Source organism: Bacillus sp. 205(2023) (assembly GCF_037027485.1).
Taxonomy (GTDB): domain Bacteria; phylum Bacillota; class Bacilli; order Bacillales; family Bacillaceae; genus Bacillus; species Bacillus halotolerans.
The window spans coordinates 1,292,226-1,309,479 of the sequence record NZ_JAXCHF010000001.1 but is presented as its reverse complement, the minus strand read 5'-3'; the positions used below and the strand labels follow the sequence as shown (position 1 = coordinate 1,309,479).

Genomic DNA, 17,254 nt, shown 5'->3' with positions numbered 1-17,254 from the left:
AAAGGGAGGAATTATAATGGCTGAAATTACATTTAAAGGCGGTCCGGTTACGCTTGTCGGACAAGAAGTGAAAGTAGGGGATCAAGCTCCTGATTTCACAGTGCTGACAAACAGCCTTGAAGAAAAATCGTTAGCTGACATGAAAGGAAAAGTAACGATTATTTCTGTTATCCCTTCAATTGACACAGGCGTTTGCGATGCACAAACCCGCCGCTTTAATGAAGAGGCTGCAAAGCTTGGAGATGTCAACATTTACACAATCAGTGCGGACCTTCCATTTGCACAGGCGCGCTGGTGCGGAGCAAACGGAATTGACAAAGTAGAAACTCTGTCAGACCACAAAGACATGTCATTTGGCGAAGCGTTCGGTGTATACATAAAAGAACTTCGTCTGCTTGCGCGTTCCGTATTTGTACTTGATGAGAACGGAAAAGTCGTTTACGCTGAATATGTAAGCGAAGCAACGAACCACCCGAATTATGAAGAGCCGATTGAGGCTGCCAAGGCATTATTGAAGTAAGCAGGTGAAAAAAGCTCCAGGCTGCCGCCGGAGCTTTTTTCATGGCAAGGAGGAACACATTATGCAAAACAATCATGTAGGTGCGGTATACGGGCTGCTGGATGATGCCGCGATCATCATAAAAAATGAATTGCAGATTTCATATATAGAAGCGCTTGCCGAAGCGGGAGAAATGTATTTTCTTGAAAAAACGGATCAGCTGAAGCTGCCGAAGGAGAAGGCTGAAAAGCTTCAAGTACTGCTTGAAAAAGCCGAATTTGACACATATGAGCACGAGTGGGTGCGCAAAGCATTCCAGCTTGCCGTCCTAAAGGGATTAAAGGATATATCCCATCCAAACAGACAAATGACGCCGGACACAATCGGGCTTTTTATCAGTTATCTGGTAAATAAATTTATGGCAGGAAAAAAGGAGTTAACGCTTCTTGATCCGGCTGTCGGAACGGGAAATCTTCTGTTCACCGTGTTAAACCAGCTGTCTGAAAATACGGCGAAAAGCTATGGCATAGAGATAGATGACGTGCTCTTGAAAATCGCCTATGATCAGGCGAACCTTCTGAAAAAAGAGCTGGAACTGTTCCACCAGGACAGCCTCGAGCCGCTGTTTATCGATCCGGTTGACACAGTGATATGCGATCTGCCGGTTGGCTATTATCCGAATGACGAAGGGGCAAAAGCCTTTGAACTGAAAGCGGATGAAGGCCATTCCTTCGCCCATCATTTGTTTATTGAGCAAAGCGTCAAGCATACGAAACCGGGCGGCTACCTGTTCTTTATGATCCCGAATCATTTGTTTGAAAGCTCTCAAAGCGACAAGCTGAAGCAGTTTTTCAAGGACAAGGTTCATATCAATGCACTATTGCAGCTGCCGAAATCAATTTTTAAAGACGATGCCCATGCCAAAAGTATCCTTGTGCTTCAGAAAACAGATGAAGAGACGAAAGCGCCAAACCAAATTCTGCTTGCGAATCTGCCGTCTTTCTCCAACCAGAAGGCGATGCTCGACATGATGGCGCAAATAGATGCGTGGTTTACTAAGGAAAAATAGAAAATGAAAAAACAGTTTGAGCGTCCGTCATATGAGGAAGCTTAAACTGTTTTTTTGTATGTACATCTGGGGGCAGATAAACGAATTGAATAGGGTTTCAAAACACAAAATACGAAAGGAGAAACTGCAGGATGTAAGCGTTAATCAATGTTAAGCGCATAGGTAATGTGTCTGAAAATAACGACTTCTTATTGTAAGCGTTATCAATACACAAGTTGACTTGAAAAGCCGACATGACAATGTTTAAATGGAAAAGTCAGATATTTTTCGGGAGAAAATGATGATTCACCCGGGAAAAAAGTACGAAAAACGAAGATGTTGATACAGAGTAAAAAGGAGCGTCAATCATGTCCAAAATTATTGCAATTAACGCAGGAAGCTCGTCTTTGAAATTTCAGCTTTTCGAAATGCCTTCAGAAACCGTTTTAACGAAGGGCTTAGTTGAACGAATCGGTATCGCCGACAGTGTGTTTACGATTTCTGTAAACGGCGAAAAAAATACAGAAGTAACTGATATACCTGATCATGCGGTAGCGGTTAAAATGCTGCTTAATAAGCTGACAGAATTCGGCATTATCAAGGATTTAAATGAAATTGACGGAATTGGACACCGCGTGGTACACGGCGGAGAAAAATTCAGCGATTCCGTTTTATTAACGGACGAAACAATTCAGGAGATCGAAGATATTTCTGAATTGGCGCCGCTGCACAACCCGGCAAATATCGTCGGAATTAAAGCCTTCAAAGAAGTGCTTCCAAATGTTCCTGCGGTTGCTGTTTTTGATACGGCATTCCACCAGACAATGCCTGAGCAGTCTTACCTGTACAGCCTGCCATACGAATACTATGAAAAATTCGGTATCCGTAAATACGGCTTCCACGGCACTTCACATAAATATGTGACTGAGCGTGCGGCAGAGCTTCTCGGCCGTCCGTTAAAAGATTTACGCCTGATTTCCTGCCACCTTGGCAACGGCGCAAGTATTGCAGCTGTTGAAGGCGGAAAATCAATTGATACATCTATGGGCTTCACGCCGCTTGCCGGTGTTGCAATGGGTACACGCTCTGGAAACATCGATCCTGCCCTTATCCCATACATTATGGAGAAAACAGGCCAGACAGCTGACGAAGTACTGAATACATTAAACAAAAAAAGCGGACTGCTTGGCATCTCCGGTTTCTCAAGCGATCTTCGTGACATCGTTGAAGCAACGAAACAAGGAAATGAGCGCGCGGAAACTGCGCTTGAAGTCTTTGCGAGCCGCATCCACAAATACATCGGTTCTTACGCTGCCAGAATGAGCGGTGTTGATGCGATTATCTTTACTGCCGGTATCGGTGAAAACAGCGTAGAAGTCAGAGAACGCGTTCTTCGCGGTCTGGAATTTATGGGTGTATACTGGGATCCTGCGCTTAATAACGTACGCGGTGAGGAAGCGTTCATCAGCTACCCTCATTCTCCAGTAAAAGTTATGATCATTCCGACTGATGAGGAAGTCATGATTGCACGAGACGTTGTTCGTTTAGCTAAATAATGCAAAAAGCACATTCACTTGAATGTGCTTTTTTGTTGAAGCATGATAAAGGTAGACAAAAAACAAAGAGGTGAGCCAATGAGCGTTCAAGAGCATAAACAAGAAGCACCCGATGTTGTCCGGTGCAAAGTGATTACTGTCAGTGATACGAGAACGGAAGAAACGGATAAAAGCGGCAGGCTGATGATCTCATTTTTAGAAGAAGCCGGCCATCAGATCGCTGCATATGAAATTGTGAAAGACGAAAAGGATGCCCTGCAGCGGTCTGTCTTAGCGGGCTGCATAGATGATCAGACGGACGCGGTCCTCTTAAACGGCGGGACGGGTATTGCAAAGAGGGACGTCACCATTGAAGCCATTTCGCCGTTGTTTTCTAAAGAGCTGCCAGGCTTTGGAGAAATATTCAGGATGCTCAGTTATACAGAAGACATCGGCTCCAGTGCGATCATGTCGAGAGCCACAGCCGGCGTTATCCAACATACAGCCGTTTTTTCAACGCCAGGCTCCAGCGGTGCGGTAAAGCTGGCGATGAATAAGCTGATTATTCCGGAGATCGCGCATGTGGTCAGAGAAATCAGAAAAGACAAGTAAATGAATAAATACTACGAAACTTCACCTGGAAAAATGGGTGAAGTTTTTTTAATAAAAGGCTTGAAAAAAAGGAACTTACTTGTTAAAGTGTATACATACAAAATGTATTTTTATTAAATATAATTTATTTTTATACAAAAGAAACAGGGTTGAGAGGAGATTTTTATCATGGCAGAACAGAAAAAAGTCGTATTAGCATACTCAGGGGGTCTCGATACTTCCGTCGCGATAAAATGGCTTCAAGAGCAAGGGTATAATGTCATCGCCTGCTGTCTGGATGTCGGCGAAGGCAAGGACCTGGCGTTTGTTCAGCAAAAAGCGCTTGAAGTCGGCGCAACAAATTCTTACGTGATCGATGCAAAAGAAGAATTCGCCCAGGATTACGCGCTGTTATCTTTGCAGGCTCACACGATGTATGAAGGGAAATATCCGCTCGTGTCCGCATTGTCTCGACCGCTTATTGCAAAAAAATTAGTCGAGATCGCAGAAAAAGAAGAGGCGCAGGCAATTGCGCACGGATGCACAGGGAAAGGAAATGACCAGGTGCGTTTTGAGGTATCAATTAAATCATTGAATCCTGACCTTGAAGTCATCGCTCCGGTTCGGGAATGGCAATGGTCTCGTGAAGAAGAAATTGAATATGCGGCAAGCCGCGGCATTCCGATTCCGATTAATCTTGACAGCCCATATTCCATTGATCAAAACCTTTGGGGACGCGCAAATGAGTGCGGCATTTTAGAAGATCCGTGGGCTGCTCCGCCAGAAGGAGCATACGACCTTACAGCGCCGCTGGAAAAAACACCGGATACACCGGAAGTGATAGAAATCGCATTTGAACAAGGCGTGCCTGTATCCATCGACGGCGTCTCTTACTCACTTTCTGAATTAATTTTAAAACTGAACGAAATTGCAGGCGCGCATGGTGTCGGACGTATCGACCACGTAGAAAACCGCCTTGTCGGCATTAAATCCCGTGAAGTATACGAATGCCCGGGTGCGATGACGCTTATCAAAGCACACAAAGAACTGGAAGATTTAACATTAGTGAAAGAGGTCGCGCACTTTAAACCGGCCATTGAACAAAAGCTGTCAGAAATCATTTACAACGGCTTATGGTTTTCGCCTTTAAAAGACGCGCTGCACGCTTTCTTAAAAGAAACGCAAAAACACGTTACAGGCATCGTTCGCGTGAAGCTGTTTAAAGGCCATGCGATTGTAGAGGGACGTAAATCAGAATACTCTCTATATGATGAAAAGCTTGCAACATATACAAAAGACGATGCGTTTGACCACCATGCGGCAATCGGATTTATCGAGCTTTGGGGACTTCCGACAAAAGTGAACAGCATCGTGAAAAAGAAGGAGCAGATTAAAGCATGAAGAAGCTTTGGGGAGGCCGATTCCAAAAAACACCGGAAAAATGGGTCGACGAATTCGGCGCGTCCATATCATTTGACCAACATTTAGTGACCGAAGACATTACAGGGTCTCTCGCACATGCTGCCATGCTGAAAAAATGCGGTATCCTGACAGAAGAAGAAGAGCTGAAAATCCGTCAGGGACTGAATGCCCTTTTGCAAAAAGCAGAAGACGGTGCATTAGAGTTCTCAGTTGATTATGAAGATATTCATTTGAACATTGAGAAAATGCTCATTGACGAAATCGGCCCTCTCGGCGGCAAGCTGCATACCGGAAGAAGCCGGAATGACCAGGTGGCAACTGACATGCATTTATACCTGAAAAACCATGTCGCTCACATTATCGAGCTGCTAGAGGCATTCCAAGGCGCGCTTATTGATAAGGCAGAAGCAAATATTGAAACCATTCTGCCGGGCTACACTCATCTTCAGCGCGCCCAGCCGATTTCATTCGCTCACCATCTGCTTGCGTATTTCTGGATGCTGGAGCGCGACAAGGAACGTTTTCAGGATTCAATGAAGCGGATCAACAAATCTCCGCTCGGCTGCGGAGCGCTCGCGGGTACCACCTTCCCGATCGATCGTGAGTATTCAGCAGAGCTGCTCGGCTTTGATTCCATTTATGAAAACAGCCTCGACGGCGTCAGCGACAGAGATTTCATTTTGGAATTTTTAAGCAACAGCAGCATGCTGATGATGCACCTTTCCCGTTTCTCTGAAGAAATTATTCTGTGGTGCTCGCAGGAGTTTAAATTCATTGAGCTAGACGATACGTATGCAACGGGAAGCAGCATGATGCCGCAGAAGAAAAACCCGGATATGGCTGAGCTGATCCGCGGCAAAACCGGACGCGTGTACGGTGACATGATGGGGCTGTTTACGATCATGAAAGGCCTTCCGCTCGCTTATAACAAAGACCTGCAGGAAGACAAGGAAGGCATGTTTGACACGGTGAAAACGGTCGAAGGAAGCCTGCAAATCTTCACAGGCATGATTCAAACAATGACTGTTAACAAAGACGTCATGAAGCAAGCGACAAAACAAGACTTTTCAAATGCGACGGAACTGGCTGATTATTTAGCGAAGAAAGGAATGCCATTCAGAGAAGCGCACGAAGTGGTCGGAAAGCTTGTGTACACATGCATCGAAAAAGGAATCTATTTAAGCGACATGCCGTTTGACGATTTTAAGAAGGCGAGCGATCTCTTCGAAGAGGATATTTACACTGTTTTGGATCCTTATCATGCGGTCGAAAAAAGAATGAGCGCAGGAGGCACGGGCTTCAAACAGGTAGAGGAGGCGCTCGTAAAGGCGAAAGCTTGCGTGGCTGCCGGAGTTTGTTAAAATTTCCTTCATAAAATCCCGTCATTATAGCCAACCTACCCCTATAATGATGGGAGGCAGAAGGATGAAAAAAGAACCGGAACGCTATATTTATGATGAACAAGAAAGCCAGGAGACAACAAGGCTCATTTCCGAAGCATATCAAAGCGGTTATGTGGATATCCCGGATCAAGAGCCTTCGTCTTCTGCGGAATAAGCTGTCTATTATAGGCAGCTTTTTTTGTATGGCAAAGTGTAAAAAGTGATATTGCCGGCCTTTTATAGTAAAGTAGAAGAAGAAACACTTTATTGAAAAGCGGCGACGTTGCTTTGGGAGGTATTCATGTGCGACATGCTTTAATTACTGCCGGTTCGAAGGGATTAGGCCGCAAAGTGACTGAAACATTGCTTGCAAAGGGGTATTCAGTAACAGTGAATTACAGGCAGGATGAAGAGGCAGTAAACCGCCTGAAGGAAGCCTGTCCTGATTACCTTGACCGGCTGCAATTTGTAAAAGGTGATGTCACCAAAAAAGAAGATTTGCTGCGCATCGCAGACGCTGCCTTGGACCGCTTCGGGAGAATCGACTTTTTGATTAACAACGCGGGGCCATACATATTTGAACGAAAAAAGTTAGCTGATTATACCGATGACGAATGGTACGGTATGCTGGAAGGGAATTTAAGCGCCGTCTTTCACTTATTCAAAGCGGTTATTCCGGTCATGAGAAAACAGCAATTCGGGCGTATCATCACGTACGGATTTCAAGGTGCGGCACACGCACCCGGCTGGCTTCACCGCTCCGCTTTCGGCGCTGCGAAAGTGGGATTGGCTTCTTTAACAAAAACAATTGCGATAGAAGAAGCTGAATCGGGCATAACCGCTAATATGGTTTGCCCGGGTGACATTGTCGGCGACATGAAGGAAGCGTCAATTGAGGAAGCCAGACAGCGTATCGGAAAAGAAAAAACGCCGATAGGAAGATCCGGCACCGGTGAAGATATCGCCAGAATCATTGCCTTTTTGTGCGAAGAGAACTCAGACCTGGTGACAGGAACTGTAATTGAAGCAACCGGGGGCCTCAATGTGATTAACAAGAATCAATCCACATAAGTTTTTCAGCATCTTAAAAAGGGAAAATGAAAACATCAAAAACAAAGTGACGAGGTGAAGGAAATGAAAGTAACGTATCACGGACATTCTGTAGTTGCAGTAGAAACGAATGACCACCATATTTTATTTGACCCGTTTTTGACAGGAAATTCGTTAACCGATTTGAAGCCGGAGGATGCAAAAGCGGACGCTATCTTATTGACTCACGGCCACAATGACCACGTGGGCGACACTGAGCAAATCGCAAAGCAAAATAACGCGCTGGTTGTGGCACCGAATGAGCTGGCCGTATATTTGGGATGGAAAGGGTTAAATGTTCACCCTATGCACATCGGCGGCTCCCATCAGTTTGATTTTGGGAAAGTGAAGCTTACACAGGCCTTTCATGGATCTGCCATCACTGACGAAGAAAATAAAACGATCACCTACACAGGCATGCCATCCGGTATTCTGCTGACTGTCGAAGGCAAAACGATCTTCCACGCCGGCGATACGGCTCTTTTCTCTGACATGAAGCTGATCGGGGAGCTGAACCATATTGATCTTGCCTTCCTGCCGATCGGCGACAACTTTACGATGGGGCCTGAAGACGCCAAACTAGCTGCAGAATGGCTGCGGGCAAAACAAGTTGTACCGGTTCATTACAATACATTCCCGGTCATCGAGCAAGACCCGGAAGCATTTGCAGACAGCCTGCCGGGCGGAGTCGGAAAAGTCATGGCCGTCGGTGAAACGATTGAGCTTTAAACGCTGAAAGCATCTCCTGAAAATCAGGAGATGCTTTTTATTTTTCGTGCGGAATGACCGTTGCCATTTCTGCCATTTACAATTCAGCACTGACCGCAGCTTTCAGCTCTTGGCTGCGCTGATGGAAGCAGTTGTTAATACGATCAATTAAGTCCTTTGTCGCGCTGTCAAAATGTTTTTCTTTTCTGTTTGTCAAAAGCCCTATAGGCGGTGATATGTCTAGATTGATAATGGGAATGACTTTTGTGCCTTTCAGCGGTTTAGAATGTGCCGTGCCGGTGAAGATTGAAATACCAATGTTTTCTCGCACGTAATATTCATGTGCCATGCTGCTTGTGAGCTCCATTTTCTTGTAATGATTACTAAATGCTTTATGCAAGTGCTGTTCAATTTGAATACGAATGGGGCAATTGGCAGGCGTAAATATAAAACATTCGCCTTCTAAATCAGATAAATGAACAGCTTTTTTCTCAGCGAGCTGATGACGATCAGATACAATTAAATTTAAAGTGTCATAAAAAAACGGTTTGTAATAATTTTCAAGAATCAGTTCCGGTTCGCCGCAGACTGCAAAATCAATCGTGCCGTCTAAGAGCTTTTGGCTGCAGGTATTGGCGTCATCTACGTTTACATTAACCGTTATCTTTGGATAATCATTTAAGAAATCCCTCAGAATATCAGGAAATATGAAGCTTGCAGTCGGCTCTGAAATGCCTACATTGATAATGCCGGCATCCCCTTCCTTTAAGTCGGAAAGAGTGTGCGTAAGCGCCTCGTATTGAGTTAAAAGATCCCCTGTTTTTTCGAAAAAGAGTCTTCCGGCTTTTGTCAGCTGCAGGTGTTTTCCCCGTTCAAACAACTGCACGCCTAAATCCTGCTCTAATTGCTTCATGCGCATCGATATTGTCGGCTGTGAATAGTTTAATATTTCCGCAGCCTTATAGAAGCTTCCGAATGTAACAATCGTATGAAACGTTTTAATTGAGCGAAACTCCAATGTGCTTCCCCCCTGTTTTTTCATCATTACATTTTCTGAACTCAAGGATTATTTTTTTTGATTAGTCAAACATGAAAGTATGTTTTATAGTATAAACAATAAAAGCTTAGTAAACAAATAGGAATTATATATTTTGTGGAGGAGAGTGCTCAAAATGAGTGAGGATATTTTTCGATTGGCAACTGTTGAAGATGCACCGGAGTTTTTAAAACTGGTTAACAGCGCCTTTCAACCAATTCGGCAGCTGGATATTGATTGGCCTTCCACAAGAGCTGACATACATATGGTGTCAGAAAATATCAAAAATCATTCAGCAGTTGTGCTGGAGCGGGACGGGAAGCTCATCTCAACGATTACCATCCGGTTTCCATGGGAGAACGAAACGCCCCCTTCAAAATATCCATTTGTATGGTGGTTTGCAACGCTGCCGGAATATAAAGGGAAAGGCGTCGGCAGTAAGCTGCTGACGTATGTTGAGGAAAAAGTGCTGCGGGATATGCTGAAGGCGCCGGCGCTGACGCTCGGCACCTCGGCGCGCAAGCATCCTTGGCTCGTCGATATGTATAGAAGGAGAGGGTATGAAGTGTATTTTGAGCAAGAGAAAGATGGGGATATAGGTGTCATGATGCATAAGGTTCTGATTCCGGAACGATTTGAACCGTCGCTTTTAGGCACCCCCAGCTGGGCATAATGAGAGGCAGCCTATGAATAAGCGAACGAGAATAGCTTTTCTGCTGACGGTGTTTGGATTACTGGCTGGATGCGGACAGGAAACAAACGGGAAAACGGATAGTCAGGCTCAAACGATTATTGTCGGCACTGGAACAGATTTTCCGAATATTGCATTTTTAAATGAAAAAGGTGATTTGACCGGGTACGACATTGAAGTGATGAAAGCCATCGATAAACAATTGCCTCAATATACCTTCGAATTTAAGACGATGGATTTCTCAAATCTTCTGACGAGTCTCGGAAATAAAAAAATTGATGTGATCGCCCACAATATGGCCAAAAACAAAGAGCGCGAAAAACGTTTTTTGTATCATAAAGTGCCGTATAACTATTCGCCGATGTATATCACCGTGAGGGAGGATAATAACAAGATTCATACATTAAAAGATTTACACGGAAAAACAGTCATTGTCGGTGCCACATCAAATGCAGCGGATTATATCACGTCGTACAACAAAGCTCACGGCAATCCGATTCATCTGAAATACGCCGGGCAGGGAAGCAATGACACGGCCAATCAAATTGAAACCGGCCGTGCCGACGCAACCATATCCACACCGTTTGCGGTCAACTTTCAAAATAAAACGCACGCTTTCCGTCAAAAGACAGTCGGTGATGTGTTATTGGATACTGAGGTATATTTCATGTTCAATAAAGGCAGCCAAACCTTAGCTGATGATACGGATCAAGCCATTAAAAAGCTGGAGAAAGACGGCACGTTAAAAAGGCTGAGTCAAAAATGGCTCGGCGCAGATTACTCAAAATCAAGTTTTAAAAATAAATGAAGCTGAAAATGAGGCGATAAGATGAGGACAAAAGCAGCTGTCATGACAACAATATTGTTTGCCGTTACAACAGTCCTTTCGGCTTGCGGCGGCAGCCAAACAACGGGGGTTGGAGAAAAGAAGGTGCAGACGATTACGGTCGGAACTGGGACCCAATTTCCGAATATTTGCTTTATTAATGATGATGGCGATTTGACCGGTTATGATGTCGAGCTGGTCAAAGAGATTGATAAGCGTCTGCCGAATTATAAATTCACTTTCAAAACGATGGAATTTTCCAACCTGCTCGTCAGTCTCGGCCAGCATAAAGTCGATATCGTGGCACATCAAATGGAGAAAAGCGAAGAGCGTGAAAAAAAGTTTCTCTTTAACGAGGTCGCCTACAATCATTTTCCTTTAAAAATAACCGTCCTTCAAGATAACGATACCATCCACGGGATTGAAGATTTAAAAGGGAAACGGGTCATTACAAGCGCAACCTCAAACGGCGCCCTTGTGTTGAAAAAATGGAATGAGAAACATGGCGACCCATTCGAGATTGCCTATGCGGGCCAAGGTTCAAACGATGCCGCGAACCAGCTGCAGTCAGGCCGTGCCGACGCAACAATCTCAACGCCTTTTGCAGTGGATTTTCAAAACAAAACGAGCGCGATAAAAGAAAAAACGGTCGGTGATGCGCTTTCCAATGCCAAAGTGTATTTTATGTTTAACAAAAATGAACAAACATTACGTAAAAACATTGACAAAGCATTACAGGAAATCATTGATGACGGAACACTGAAAGAGCTCAGTTTAAAATGGCTTGGCGACGACTATTCCAAGGAACAGTATTGAGTATAAAGAGAGGGAGCCGTGATGGAAAAAGCGTTTGATATCAGCATGATTGCAGATTTTGTACCGACCTTAATCGGCTATCTGCCGGTTACATTATACATTTTAACGCTGTCATTGCTATTCGGGTTTGTATTGGGGCTCTTTTTAGCGCTGCCCCGCATCTATAACTTTCCTATTGTAAATCAATTTGCAAGAGTGTATATCTCGTTTTTCAGAGGTACACCCGTTATGGTGCAGCTTTTTATCGTGTTTTATGGCATACCGGCGCTGACGGGGGTGATTGGGATTGATACATCAAAAATGGATCCGTTTTATGCCGCTGTTGCAACATACGCGTTAAGCAATGCCGCAGCAGCAGCTGAAATCATTCGAGCGGGGGCGGGCAGTGTTGATAAAGGCCAAACGGAAGCGGCCTACAGCATTGGTCTCAGCGGAAGACAGGCTTTCAGGCGCATCGTTCTGCCCCAGGCCTTTGTGCAGGCTTTTCCGAATATGGGAAACATGGTGATCAGTTCTTTAAAAGATACGTCTCTTGCTTTTTCAATAGGTGTGATGGATATGTCGGGAAGGGGCCAAACACTGATTACCTCAAGCAATCATTCTCTTGAAGTGTACATTGCGCTATCCGTTGTTTATTATGCCGTAGCAGTTTTATTCGAAAGGTTCTTTACATTGGCCGAAAAACGAATCAAGAAGGATCAAAAACGGCTTGTTACCGTTTTTGACATGAACATACATTGAAATATGTACGGGGACTAGGAGGGGAGACGATTGCAATTTGACTTTCCATTTATTGCTTCCGCCATGAAAGAAATGATAAAAACCATTCCGCTGACATTGATGATGGCTGTTTTGCCGATCATTCTCGGATTTCTTGCGGCACTTGGAAATATAATGGTCAGAATTTTTAGAATTAAGGGCTTGGCAGCTTGTTCAAGGCTTTATGTGTCATTTTTTCGGAGTACACCTGCCATCCTCCATATTATGCTGATTTATTTAGGCGTGCCGCCGATTGTGGATCGTGTCAGCAGCTTTTTTCATCTCGGCTGGTCCGCCAATGAGATTCCGGTCGCCGTGTTTGTGGTTATGGCTTTGTCTTTAACTGCTGGTGCTTATTTAACAGAAATTATCCGGTCGGGCATCTTGGCAATGGATACCGGACAGGTCGAAGCGGCCTATTCCATCGGCCTGACGCACGCTCAAACCTTTCGTCGAGTGATATTGCCGCAGGCGCTGATGGTATCAATCCCTAACTTCACAAATTTAGGCATCGGGTTTTTGCATACGACCTCTATTGCAGCTATAGTGGCAGTTCCTGAAATAACAGGGACAGCGACTATCGTTGCTTCTGATAATTATGCGTTTTTGGAAGCCTTTATCGGAGCGGCGATTATCTATTGGGTGCTGACTCTTATGATGGAAACCGTAAATGGAATATTTGAGAGGAAGGCATCCAGATTTCAAGGAGGCACTTTATGATTGAGATTAAAAATATTCATAAGCGTTTTGGCATGCACCAGGTATTAAAAGGAATAAATCTGACTGTGCACAAAGGAGAAGTTGTGACAATTATCGGTCCAAGCGGGTCAGGGAAAACCACCTTTTTACGCTGCCTTAATTTATTAGAAAGGCCGGACGAAGGGATCATCTCTTTACATGACAAAGTGATTAATTGCAGTTTTCCGACAAAAAAAGACACTCGCTGGCTCAGAAAACAGACAGCAATGGTATTTCAGCAATATCATTTGTTTACTCACAAAACGGTGATTGAAAATGTCATGGAGGGCTTGACGGTCGCCCGGAAAATGAGAAAACAAGACGCGTATGCCATAGCAGAGAACGAGCTGATAAAGGTTGGGCTTCAAGACAAATTGAACGCTTATCCGAGTCAATTATCGGGAGGGCAAAAACAAAGGGTTGGAATAGCGAGGGCGCTTGCCATTAATCCTGATGTACTGCTGTTCGATGAGCCGACAGCTGCGCTTGACCCAGAGCTGGTCGGCGAAGTTCTTGAGGTCATGCTCGATATTGTGAGAACCGGAGCCACTATGATCATTGTTACACATGAAATGGAGTTTGCGAAAAGGGTTTCAGATCAAGTTGTTTTTATGGATGAGGGCGTCATTGTTGAACAAGGAACTCCGGATGAAGTTTTCCGCCATACGAAAAAAGAAAGAACAAAGCGGTTTCTCCGCCGTGTTTCGCCGGAGTATTTATATGAAATAAAAGAAAAGGAGCCGGTGATATGATCCGCTTAAGTATATTAGACCAAAGTCTGGCAGGTGAAGGAGAAACCGCAGCCGATACATTACAGCATACGGTGAAGTTGGCGCAGATGGCTGAAGAGTATGGATATTACCGTTTTTGGGTCGCTGAACATCACAACAATAGTGATATTGCCGGCTCCGCTCCTGAGGTTCTTTTAGGGTATCTTGCCGCAAGCACAAAGACCATTCGTTTAGCATCCGGCGGGGTGATGCTGCAGCATTATAGCCCATACAAAGTGGCGGAGCAGTTTCATCTTTTGTCTGCATTAGCTCCCGGACGCATTGATCTTGGTGTAGGTAAAGCGCCCGGCGGCTTTCAGCTGTCGACAGACGCTCTGCAATATGAATATGAAAAACCGGCGCGCAAGTTTGAAGAAAAGCTGGAGGATCTCACTCATTTCATTCGGGATGATTTTCCGGATGCCCACTGTTTTGCGCAACTGCGGCCGGCACCGCAGGCTGAACACAGGCCGGGACTTTTTCTGCTGGGGGGAAGCACAGAGAGCGCAATTTCAGCTGCAAAACTGGGAATATCTTTTGTCTTTGCTTACTTTATTAACGGTGAAGAGAAAGTGCTAAAAGAAGCCCGCAGAGCCTTTGACATGCATCTGCCAGCAGGCTCTGAAGCGGAATTTCACCTTGCTCCCGCTGTTTTTGCGGCGCGTACAAAGGAAGAGGCACAAAAACATATTGAGTCGCGTGAATCGATAAAAGTGATTTTGCAAGACGGGAGGAGAGTGAATGTCGGTACCCGCGAACAAGCCAAAACCTATCTTGAGAACGTCAGCCAGCCCTATGACATCATCGTCCAAAAAACCGGGGTGATTGCCGGAACGAAGGAAGAAGCGGCGGACGAATTAAAACGTTTATCAGACACATACAGAATTAACGATTTTGTCATTTTTTCACCGATCAAAAATGCAGACGAAAAACGGCTGTCTTATCAGCTGCTGAGTGATGCAGTTCTAGCCGCAAAACAATAAGGGGGATAAAACATGAGCGATTTTGTCAACGTTGTGGTTTGGAGTAAGAAAGGCTGTGCATATTGCGAAGAAGTCAAAAATTACTTACATGAAAAAGCAATAGCATTTCAAAATATCGATGTTTCGGAGAAGGAAGAGCTGAGAGACATTTTACAGGTGAAATACGGAGTACGCCACGTTCCTGTGGTAGAAGTTGGCAGCGGTAATCGTTATGAAGGGATTACTGAAATTGGTATTAAAAATCTTGAGCTTGCACTTGCCAATTACGCTCAGATAAAGGAGGAAAAAAGGTGACGCGAAGAAATGATATTCAGTTTGGAGCCATTATTCATGGGGTTGGGGGAACAACTGACGGCTGGCGTCACCCTGAAGTCGATCCTTCCGCAAGTACAAACGTGGAATTTTACAAGCAAAAGGCTCAAACAGCTGAAAAAGGCTTGTTCAGTTTCATTTTCATTGCAGACGGCTTATTTATTTCTGAAAAATCAATTCCCCATTTTTTAAATCGATTTGAACCTATCACCATTTTATCGGCGCTTGCATCCGTCACAAAAAACATTGGTTTAGTAGGTACGTTCTCTACTTCTTTTACTGAGCCATTTACGATTTCAAGGCAGTTAATGTCGCTGGATCACATCAGCGGGGGGAGGGCTGGCTGGAATCTGGTTACTTCTCCGCAGGAAGGAGCTGCACGCAATCATAGCAGAAGCAGACTGCCAGAACATACCGAGCGTTACGTTATTGCACAAGAGCATTTGGATGTTGTGCGTGGTTTGTGGAATTCCTGGGAGAAGGACGCATTTATACACAATAAAGAAACAGGGCAGTTTTTTGATCCGGCAAAGCTTCATCGTCTGAATCACAAAGGAGAGTATTTTCAAGTAGAGGGGCCTTTAAATATCGGGCGCTCAAATCAGGGAGAGCCTGTCGTGTTTCAAGCGGGTTCTTCAGAAACAGGCCGTCAATTTGCGGCCAAAAATGCAGATGCGATTTTTACCCATTCCAATTCATTAGGCGAGACAATAGCATTTTATGCGGATATTAAAAAGCGGGCTGCCGCTCAAGGGCGCGACCCTTCCAGCGTGCTGATTTTTCCGGGAATCAGCCCGATTGTGGCAGATACGGAAGAAGAAGCAGAGAAGAAATACCGGGAATTTGCAGAATTGATTCCGATTGAGAATGCAGTTACTTATTTGGGGAGATTTTTTGATGATTACGATCTGAGTGTGTTCCCGCTTGATGAACCGTTTCCCGATATTGGCGAAGTTGGAAAGAACGCTTTTCAAAGCACAACAGATCGAATTAAGAGAGAAGCGAAAGCCAGAATTCTGACACTACGGGAAGTGGCGCGGGAAATGGCTTTTCCAAGGACTCCATTCATCGGTACACCAGAGCAGGTCGCCTCCTTGCTTGAGACTTGGTTCAAAGCCGAAGCTGCTGACGGTTTTATCATCGGGTCGGATATCCCGGGAACACTTGATGCCTTTGTAGAAAAAGTGATTCCGATTCTTCAAGAAAGAGGGCTGTACCGCAGAGAATATAACGGCGGGACATTGCGGGAAAATCTTGGGCTTGATACTTCGGTTCATCATCCTTTTGTACATTCATCAAATCATTAATAGGAGAAGCGGGAGGAGGATGACTTTTTTGGCAATCATTGCAGGTACGGTTGTGAAAGGAAAACAGTTGGGCAGAAAATTAGGATTTCCCACAGCGAATATAGAAACCGAAATAAACGGGCTTCCTAACGGCGTTTACGGGGTTCTGACGGCGATCAATCAGCAATTTTATTTAGGGGTTATGAATATCGGAGTGAAACCAACGATTGGTCCTAATCTGAAAAAAACCATTGAGATTTTTTTGATTCACTTTGATAGGGAGATCTACGGAGAACATATGGAATGCAGCATTCTCTTTAAAATAAGAGATGAAAGAAGGTTTTATTCTTATGAGTCACTAAAAGAGCAAATCAAAAAGGATATTTCATACGCTTCCAAACGCTTTGAACGTATGGGAATTGCATCTCAAAATAAAGAAAGCCTGCTCTCACACCCTGTGTTAAATCTTCCGGATCTCAGCTTTTACAAGAAGTGTAACAGTTTATACGGCATCAACCGCGGTGTATACAATGTGATTGACAATTGGTTTTTTGAGTATGGTATTACACAAGTTGCATATCGGCGAATATATATTTTATCTTTTTTAAGCTTTTTGCAGACAGAGAATGAGAACCCTCCCGGTAAGTGTGTAAAATTTGGGCCGGGCGGTCTTGCATTTCAATTGAGCCGTTTTATTACTGCTTATATTGAAGAGACTGGAGATCTTGTGATGTTAAAGGCAGATAGGTAAAGAGCTGAAAGG

20 protein-coding genes are annotated in these 17,254 nt (G+C 44.5%); 19 read left to right on the top strand and 1 reads right to left on the bottom strand.

Annotated elements, in window-relative coordinates; all coding sequences use genetic code 11:
* The first annotated feature begins 16 nt into the window (after positions 1 to 16).
* The 9 genes from tpx to WA325_RS06620 all read left to right on the top strand — a co-directional run bounded on the left by tpx (position 17) and on the right by WA325_RS06620 (position 8,295).
* Positions 17 to 520: a thiol peroxidase gene (gene tpx / locus WA325_RS06660; RefSeq protein WP_024122490.1), complete on the top strand. Its 504-nt coding sequence runs from the start codon at positions 17 to 19 to the stop codon at positions 518 to 520.
* Between the two features lie 61 nt (positions 521 to 581).
* Positions 582 to 1,568: a class I SAM-dependent methyltransferase gene (locus tag WA325_RS06655; RefSeq protein WP_105953400.1), complete on the top strand. Its 987-nt coding sequence runs from the start codon at positions 582 to 584 to the stop codon at positions 1,566 to 1,568.
* A 347-nt stretch (positions 1,569 to 1,915) separates the two neighbouring features.
* The gene (locus WA325_RS06650; RefSeq protein WP_024122488.1) at positions 1,916 to 3,103 is read left to right on the top strand and encodes an acetate kinase; all 1,188 of its coding nucleotides are present in this window, start codon (positions 1,916 to 1,918) and stop codon (positions 3,101 to 3,103) included.
* A gap of 78 nt (positions 3,104 to 3,181) precedes the next feature.
* A complete protein-coding gene (locus WA325_RS06645; protein ID WP_105953401.1) occupies positions 3,182 to 3,694 on the top strand; it encodes a MogA/MoaB family molybdenum cofactor biosynthesis protein in 513 nt (170 codons plus the stop codon).
* Positions 3,695 to 3,862: 168 nt separating this feature from the next.
* Entirely contained in the window at positions 3,863 to 5,074 is a 1,212-nt protein-coding gene (locus tag WA325_RS06640; protein WP_024122485.1) for an argininosuccinate synthase, read from the top strand.
* A complete protein-coding gene (gene argH, locus WA325_RS06635) occupies positions 5,071 to 6,456 on the top strand; it encodes an argininosuccinate lyase (protein ID WP_105953402.1) in 1,386 nt (461 codons plus the stop codon). Before WA325_RS06640 ends, argH begins: the two co-directional genes overlap by 4 nt.
* 64 nt (positions 6,457 to 6,520) lie before the next feature.
* On the top strand, positions 6,521 to 6,652 hold the full coding sequence (locus tag WA325_RS06630; RefSeq protein ID WP_010335290.1) for a hypothetical protein: 132 nt from the start codon (positions 6,521 to 6,523) through the stop codon (positions 6,650 to 6,652).
* A gap of 128 nt (positions 6,653 to 6,780) precedes the next feature.
* On the top strand, positions 6,781 to 7,548 hold the full coding sequence (locus tag WA325_RS06625; protein WP_059335663.1) for an SDR family oxidoreductase: 768 nt from the start codon (positions 6,781 to 6,783) through the stop codon (positions 7,546 to 7,548).
* 63 nt (positions 7,549 to 7,611) lie between these two features.
* On the top strand, positions 7,612 to 8,295 hold the full coding sequence (locus WA325_RS06620) for a metal-dependent hydrolase (RefSeq protein ID WP_105953403.1): 684 nt from the start codon (positions 7,612 to 7,614) through the stop codon (positions 8,293 to 8,295).
* Between the two features lie 76 nt (positions 8,296 to 8,371).
* On the opposite strand, the gene WA325_RS06615 is transcribed toward WA325_RS06620, so the two are convergent.
* Positions 8,372 to 9,292, bottom strand: coding sequence for a LysR family transcriptional regulator (locus WA325_RS06615; protein ID WP_336183352.1), 921 nt, complete (start codon positions 9,290 to 9,292; stop codon positions 8,372 to 8,374).
* Positions 9,293 to 9,446: 154 nt separating this feature from the next.
* Between WA325_RS06615 and WA325_RS06610 the strand changes: the two genes are divergently transcribed.
* Genes WA325_RS06610 through WA325_RS06565 form a run of 10 tightly spaced genes read left to right on the top strand, consistent with a single transcriptional unit; the run spans position 9,447 to position 17,242 of the window.
* Positions 9,447 to 9,983, top strand: coding sequence for a GNAT family N-acetyltransferase (locus WA325_RS06610; RefSeq protein ID WP_105953405.1), 537 nt, complete (start codon positions 9,447 to 9,449; stop codon positions 9,981 to 9,983).
* Positions 9,984 to 9,996: 13 nt separating this feature from the next.
* A complete protein-coding gene (locus tag WA325_RS06605; RefSeq protein WP_336183351.1) occupies positions 9,997 to 10,809 on the top strand; it encodes an amino acid ABC transporter substrate-binding protein in 813 nt (270 codons plus the stop codon).
* 21 nt (positions 10,810 to 10,830) lie between these two features.
* The gene (locus WA325_RS06600) at positions 10,831 to 11,643 is read left to right on the top strand and encodes an amino acid ABC transporter substrate-binding protein (RefSeq protein WP_105953407.1); all 813 of its coding nucleotides are present in this window, start codon (positions 10,831 to 10,833) and stop codon (positions 11,641 to 11,643) included.
* A 21-nt stretch (positions 11,644 to 11,664) separates the two neighbouring features.
* Positions 11,665 to 12,384, top strand: a complete 720-nt coding sequence (locus tag WA325_RS06595) for an amino acid ABC transporter permease (protein WP_024122477.1) — start codon at positions 11,665 to 11,667, stop codon at positions 12,382 to 12,384.
* Between the two features lie 30 nt (positions 12,385 to 12,414).
* Entirely contained in the window at positions 12,415 to 13,122 is a 708-nt protein-coding gene (locus tag WA325_RS06590) for an amino acid ABC transporter permease (protein ID WP_105953409.1), read from the top strand.
* Positions 13,119 to 13,892, top strand: coding sequence for an amino acid ABC transporter ATP-binding protein (locus WA325_RS06585; protein WP_326139289.1), 774 nt, complete (start codon positions 13,119 to 13,121; stop codon positions 13,890 to 13,892). The genes WA325_RS06590 and WA325_RS06585 overlap by 4 nt, the downstream gene beginning before the upstream one ends.
* On the top strand, positions 13,889 to 14,893 hold the full coding sequence (locus WA325_RS06580) for an LLM class flavin-dependent oxidoreductase (protein WP_336183350.1): 1,005 nt from the start codon (positions 13,889 to 13,891) through the stop codon (positions 14,891 to 14,893). The genes WA325_RS06585 and WA325_RS06580 overlap by 4 nt, the downstream gene beginning before the upstream one ends.
* A 12-nt stretch (positions 14,894 to 14,905) precedes the next feature.
* On the top strand, positions 14,906 to 15,187 hold the full coding sequence (locus WA325_RS06575; RefSeq protein ID WP_105990219.1) for a glutaredoxin family protein: 282 nt from the start codon (positions 14,906 to 14,908) through the stop codon (positions 15,185 to 15,187).
* On the top strand, positions 15,184 to 16,512 hold the full coding sequence (locus tag WA325_RS06570) for an LLM class flavin-dependent oxidoreductase (RefSeq protein WP_336183349.1): 1,329 nt from the start codon (positions 15,184 to 15,186) through the stop codon (positions 16,510 to 16,512). The genes WA325_RS06575 and WA325_RS06570 overlap by 4 nt, the downstream gene beginning before the upstream one ends.
* Positions 16,513 to 16,540: 28 nt before the next feature.
* Entirely contained in the window at positions 16,541 to 17,242 is a 702-nt protein-coding gene (locus tag WA325_RS06565; RefSeq protein ID WP_336183348.1) for a riboflavin kinase, read from the top strand.
* The last annotated feature ends 12 nt before the right edge of the window (positions 17,243 to 17,254 follow it).

Bases quoted from the DNA above. Each gene is read 5' to 3' on its own strand.
- WA325_RS06580 (WP_336183350.1), top strand. From the start codon at position 13,889: ATGATCCGCTTAAGTATATTAGACCAAAGTCTGGCAGGTGAAGGAGAA.
- WA325_RS06605 (WP_336183351.1), top strand. From the start codon at position 9,997: ATGAATAAGCGAACGAGAATAGCTTTTCTGCTGACGGTGTTTGGATTA.
- argH (WP_105953402.1), top strand. From the start codon at position 5,071: ATGAAGAAGCTTTGGGGAGGCCGATTCCAAAAAACACCGGAAAAATGG.
- WA325_RS06630 (WP_010335290.1), top strand. From the start codon at position 6,521: ATGAAAAAAGAACCGGAACGCTATATTTATGATGAACAAGAAAGCCAG.
- WA325_RS06585 (WP_326139289.1), top strand. From the start codon at position 13,119: ATGATTGAGATTAAAAATATTCATAAGCGTTTTGGCATGCACCAGGTA.
- WA325_RS06655 (WP_105953400.1), top strand. From the start codon at position 582: ATGCAAAACAATCATGTAGGTGCGGTATACGGGCTGCTGGATGATGCC.
- WA325_RS06610 (WP_105953405.1), top strand. From the start codon at position 9,447: ATGAGTGAGGATATTTTTCGATTGGCAACTGTTGAAGATGCACCGGAG.
- WA325_RS06645 (WP_105953401.1), top strand. From the start codon at position 3,182: ATGAGCGTTCAAGAGCATAAACAAGAAGCACCCGATGTTGTCCGGTGC.
- tpx (WP_024122490.1), top strand. From the start codon at position 17: ATGGCTGAAATTACATTTAAAGGCGGTCCGGTTACGCTTGTCGGACAA.
- WA325_RS06620 (WP_105953403.1), top strand. From the start codon at position 7,612: ATGAAAGTAACGTATCACGGACATTCTGTAGTTGCAGTAGAAACGAAT.
- WA325_RS06650 (WP_024122488.1), top strand. From the start codon at position 1,916: ATGTCCAAAATTATTGCAATTAACGCAGGAAGCTCGTCTTTGAAATTT.
- WA325_RS06595 (WP_024122477.1), top strand. From the start codon at position 11,665: ATGGAAAAAGCGTTTGATATCAGCATGATTGCAGATTTTGTACCGACC.
- WA325_RS06575 (WP_105990219.1), top strand. From the start codon at position 14,906: ATGAGCGATTTTGTCAACGTTGTGGTTTGGAGTAAGAAAGGCTGTGCA.
- WA325_RS06640 (WP_024122485.1), top strand. From the start codon at position 3,863: ATGGCAGAACAGAAAAAAGTCGTATTAGCATACTCAGGGGGTCTCGAT.
- WA325_RS06600 (WP_105953407.1), top strand. From the start codon at position 10,831: ATGAGGACAAAAGCAGCTGTCATGACAACAATATTGTTTGCCGTTACA.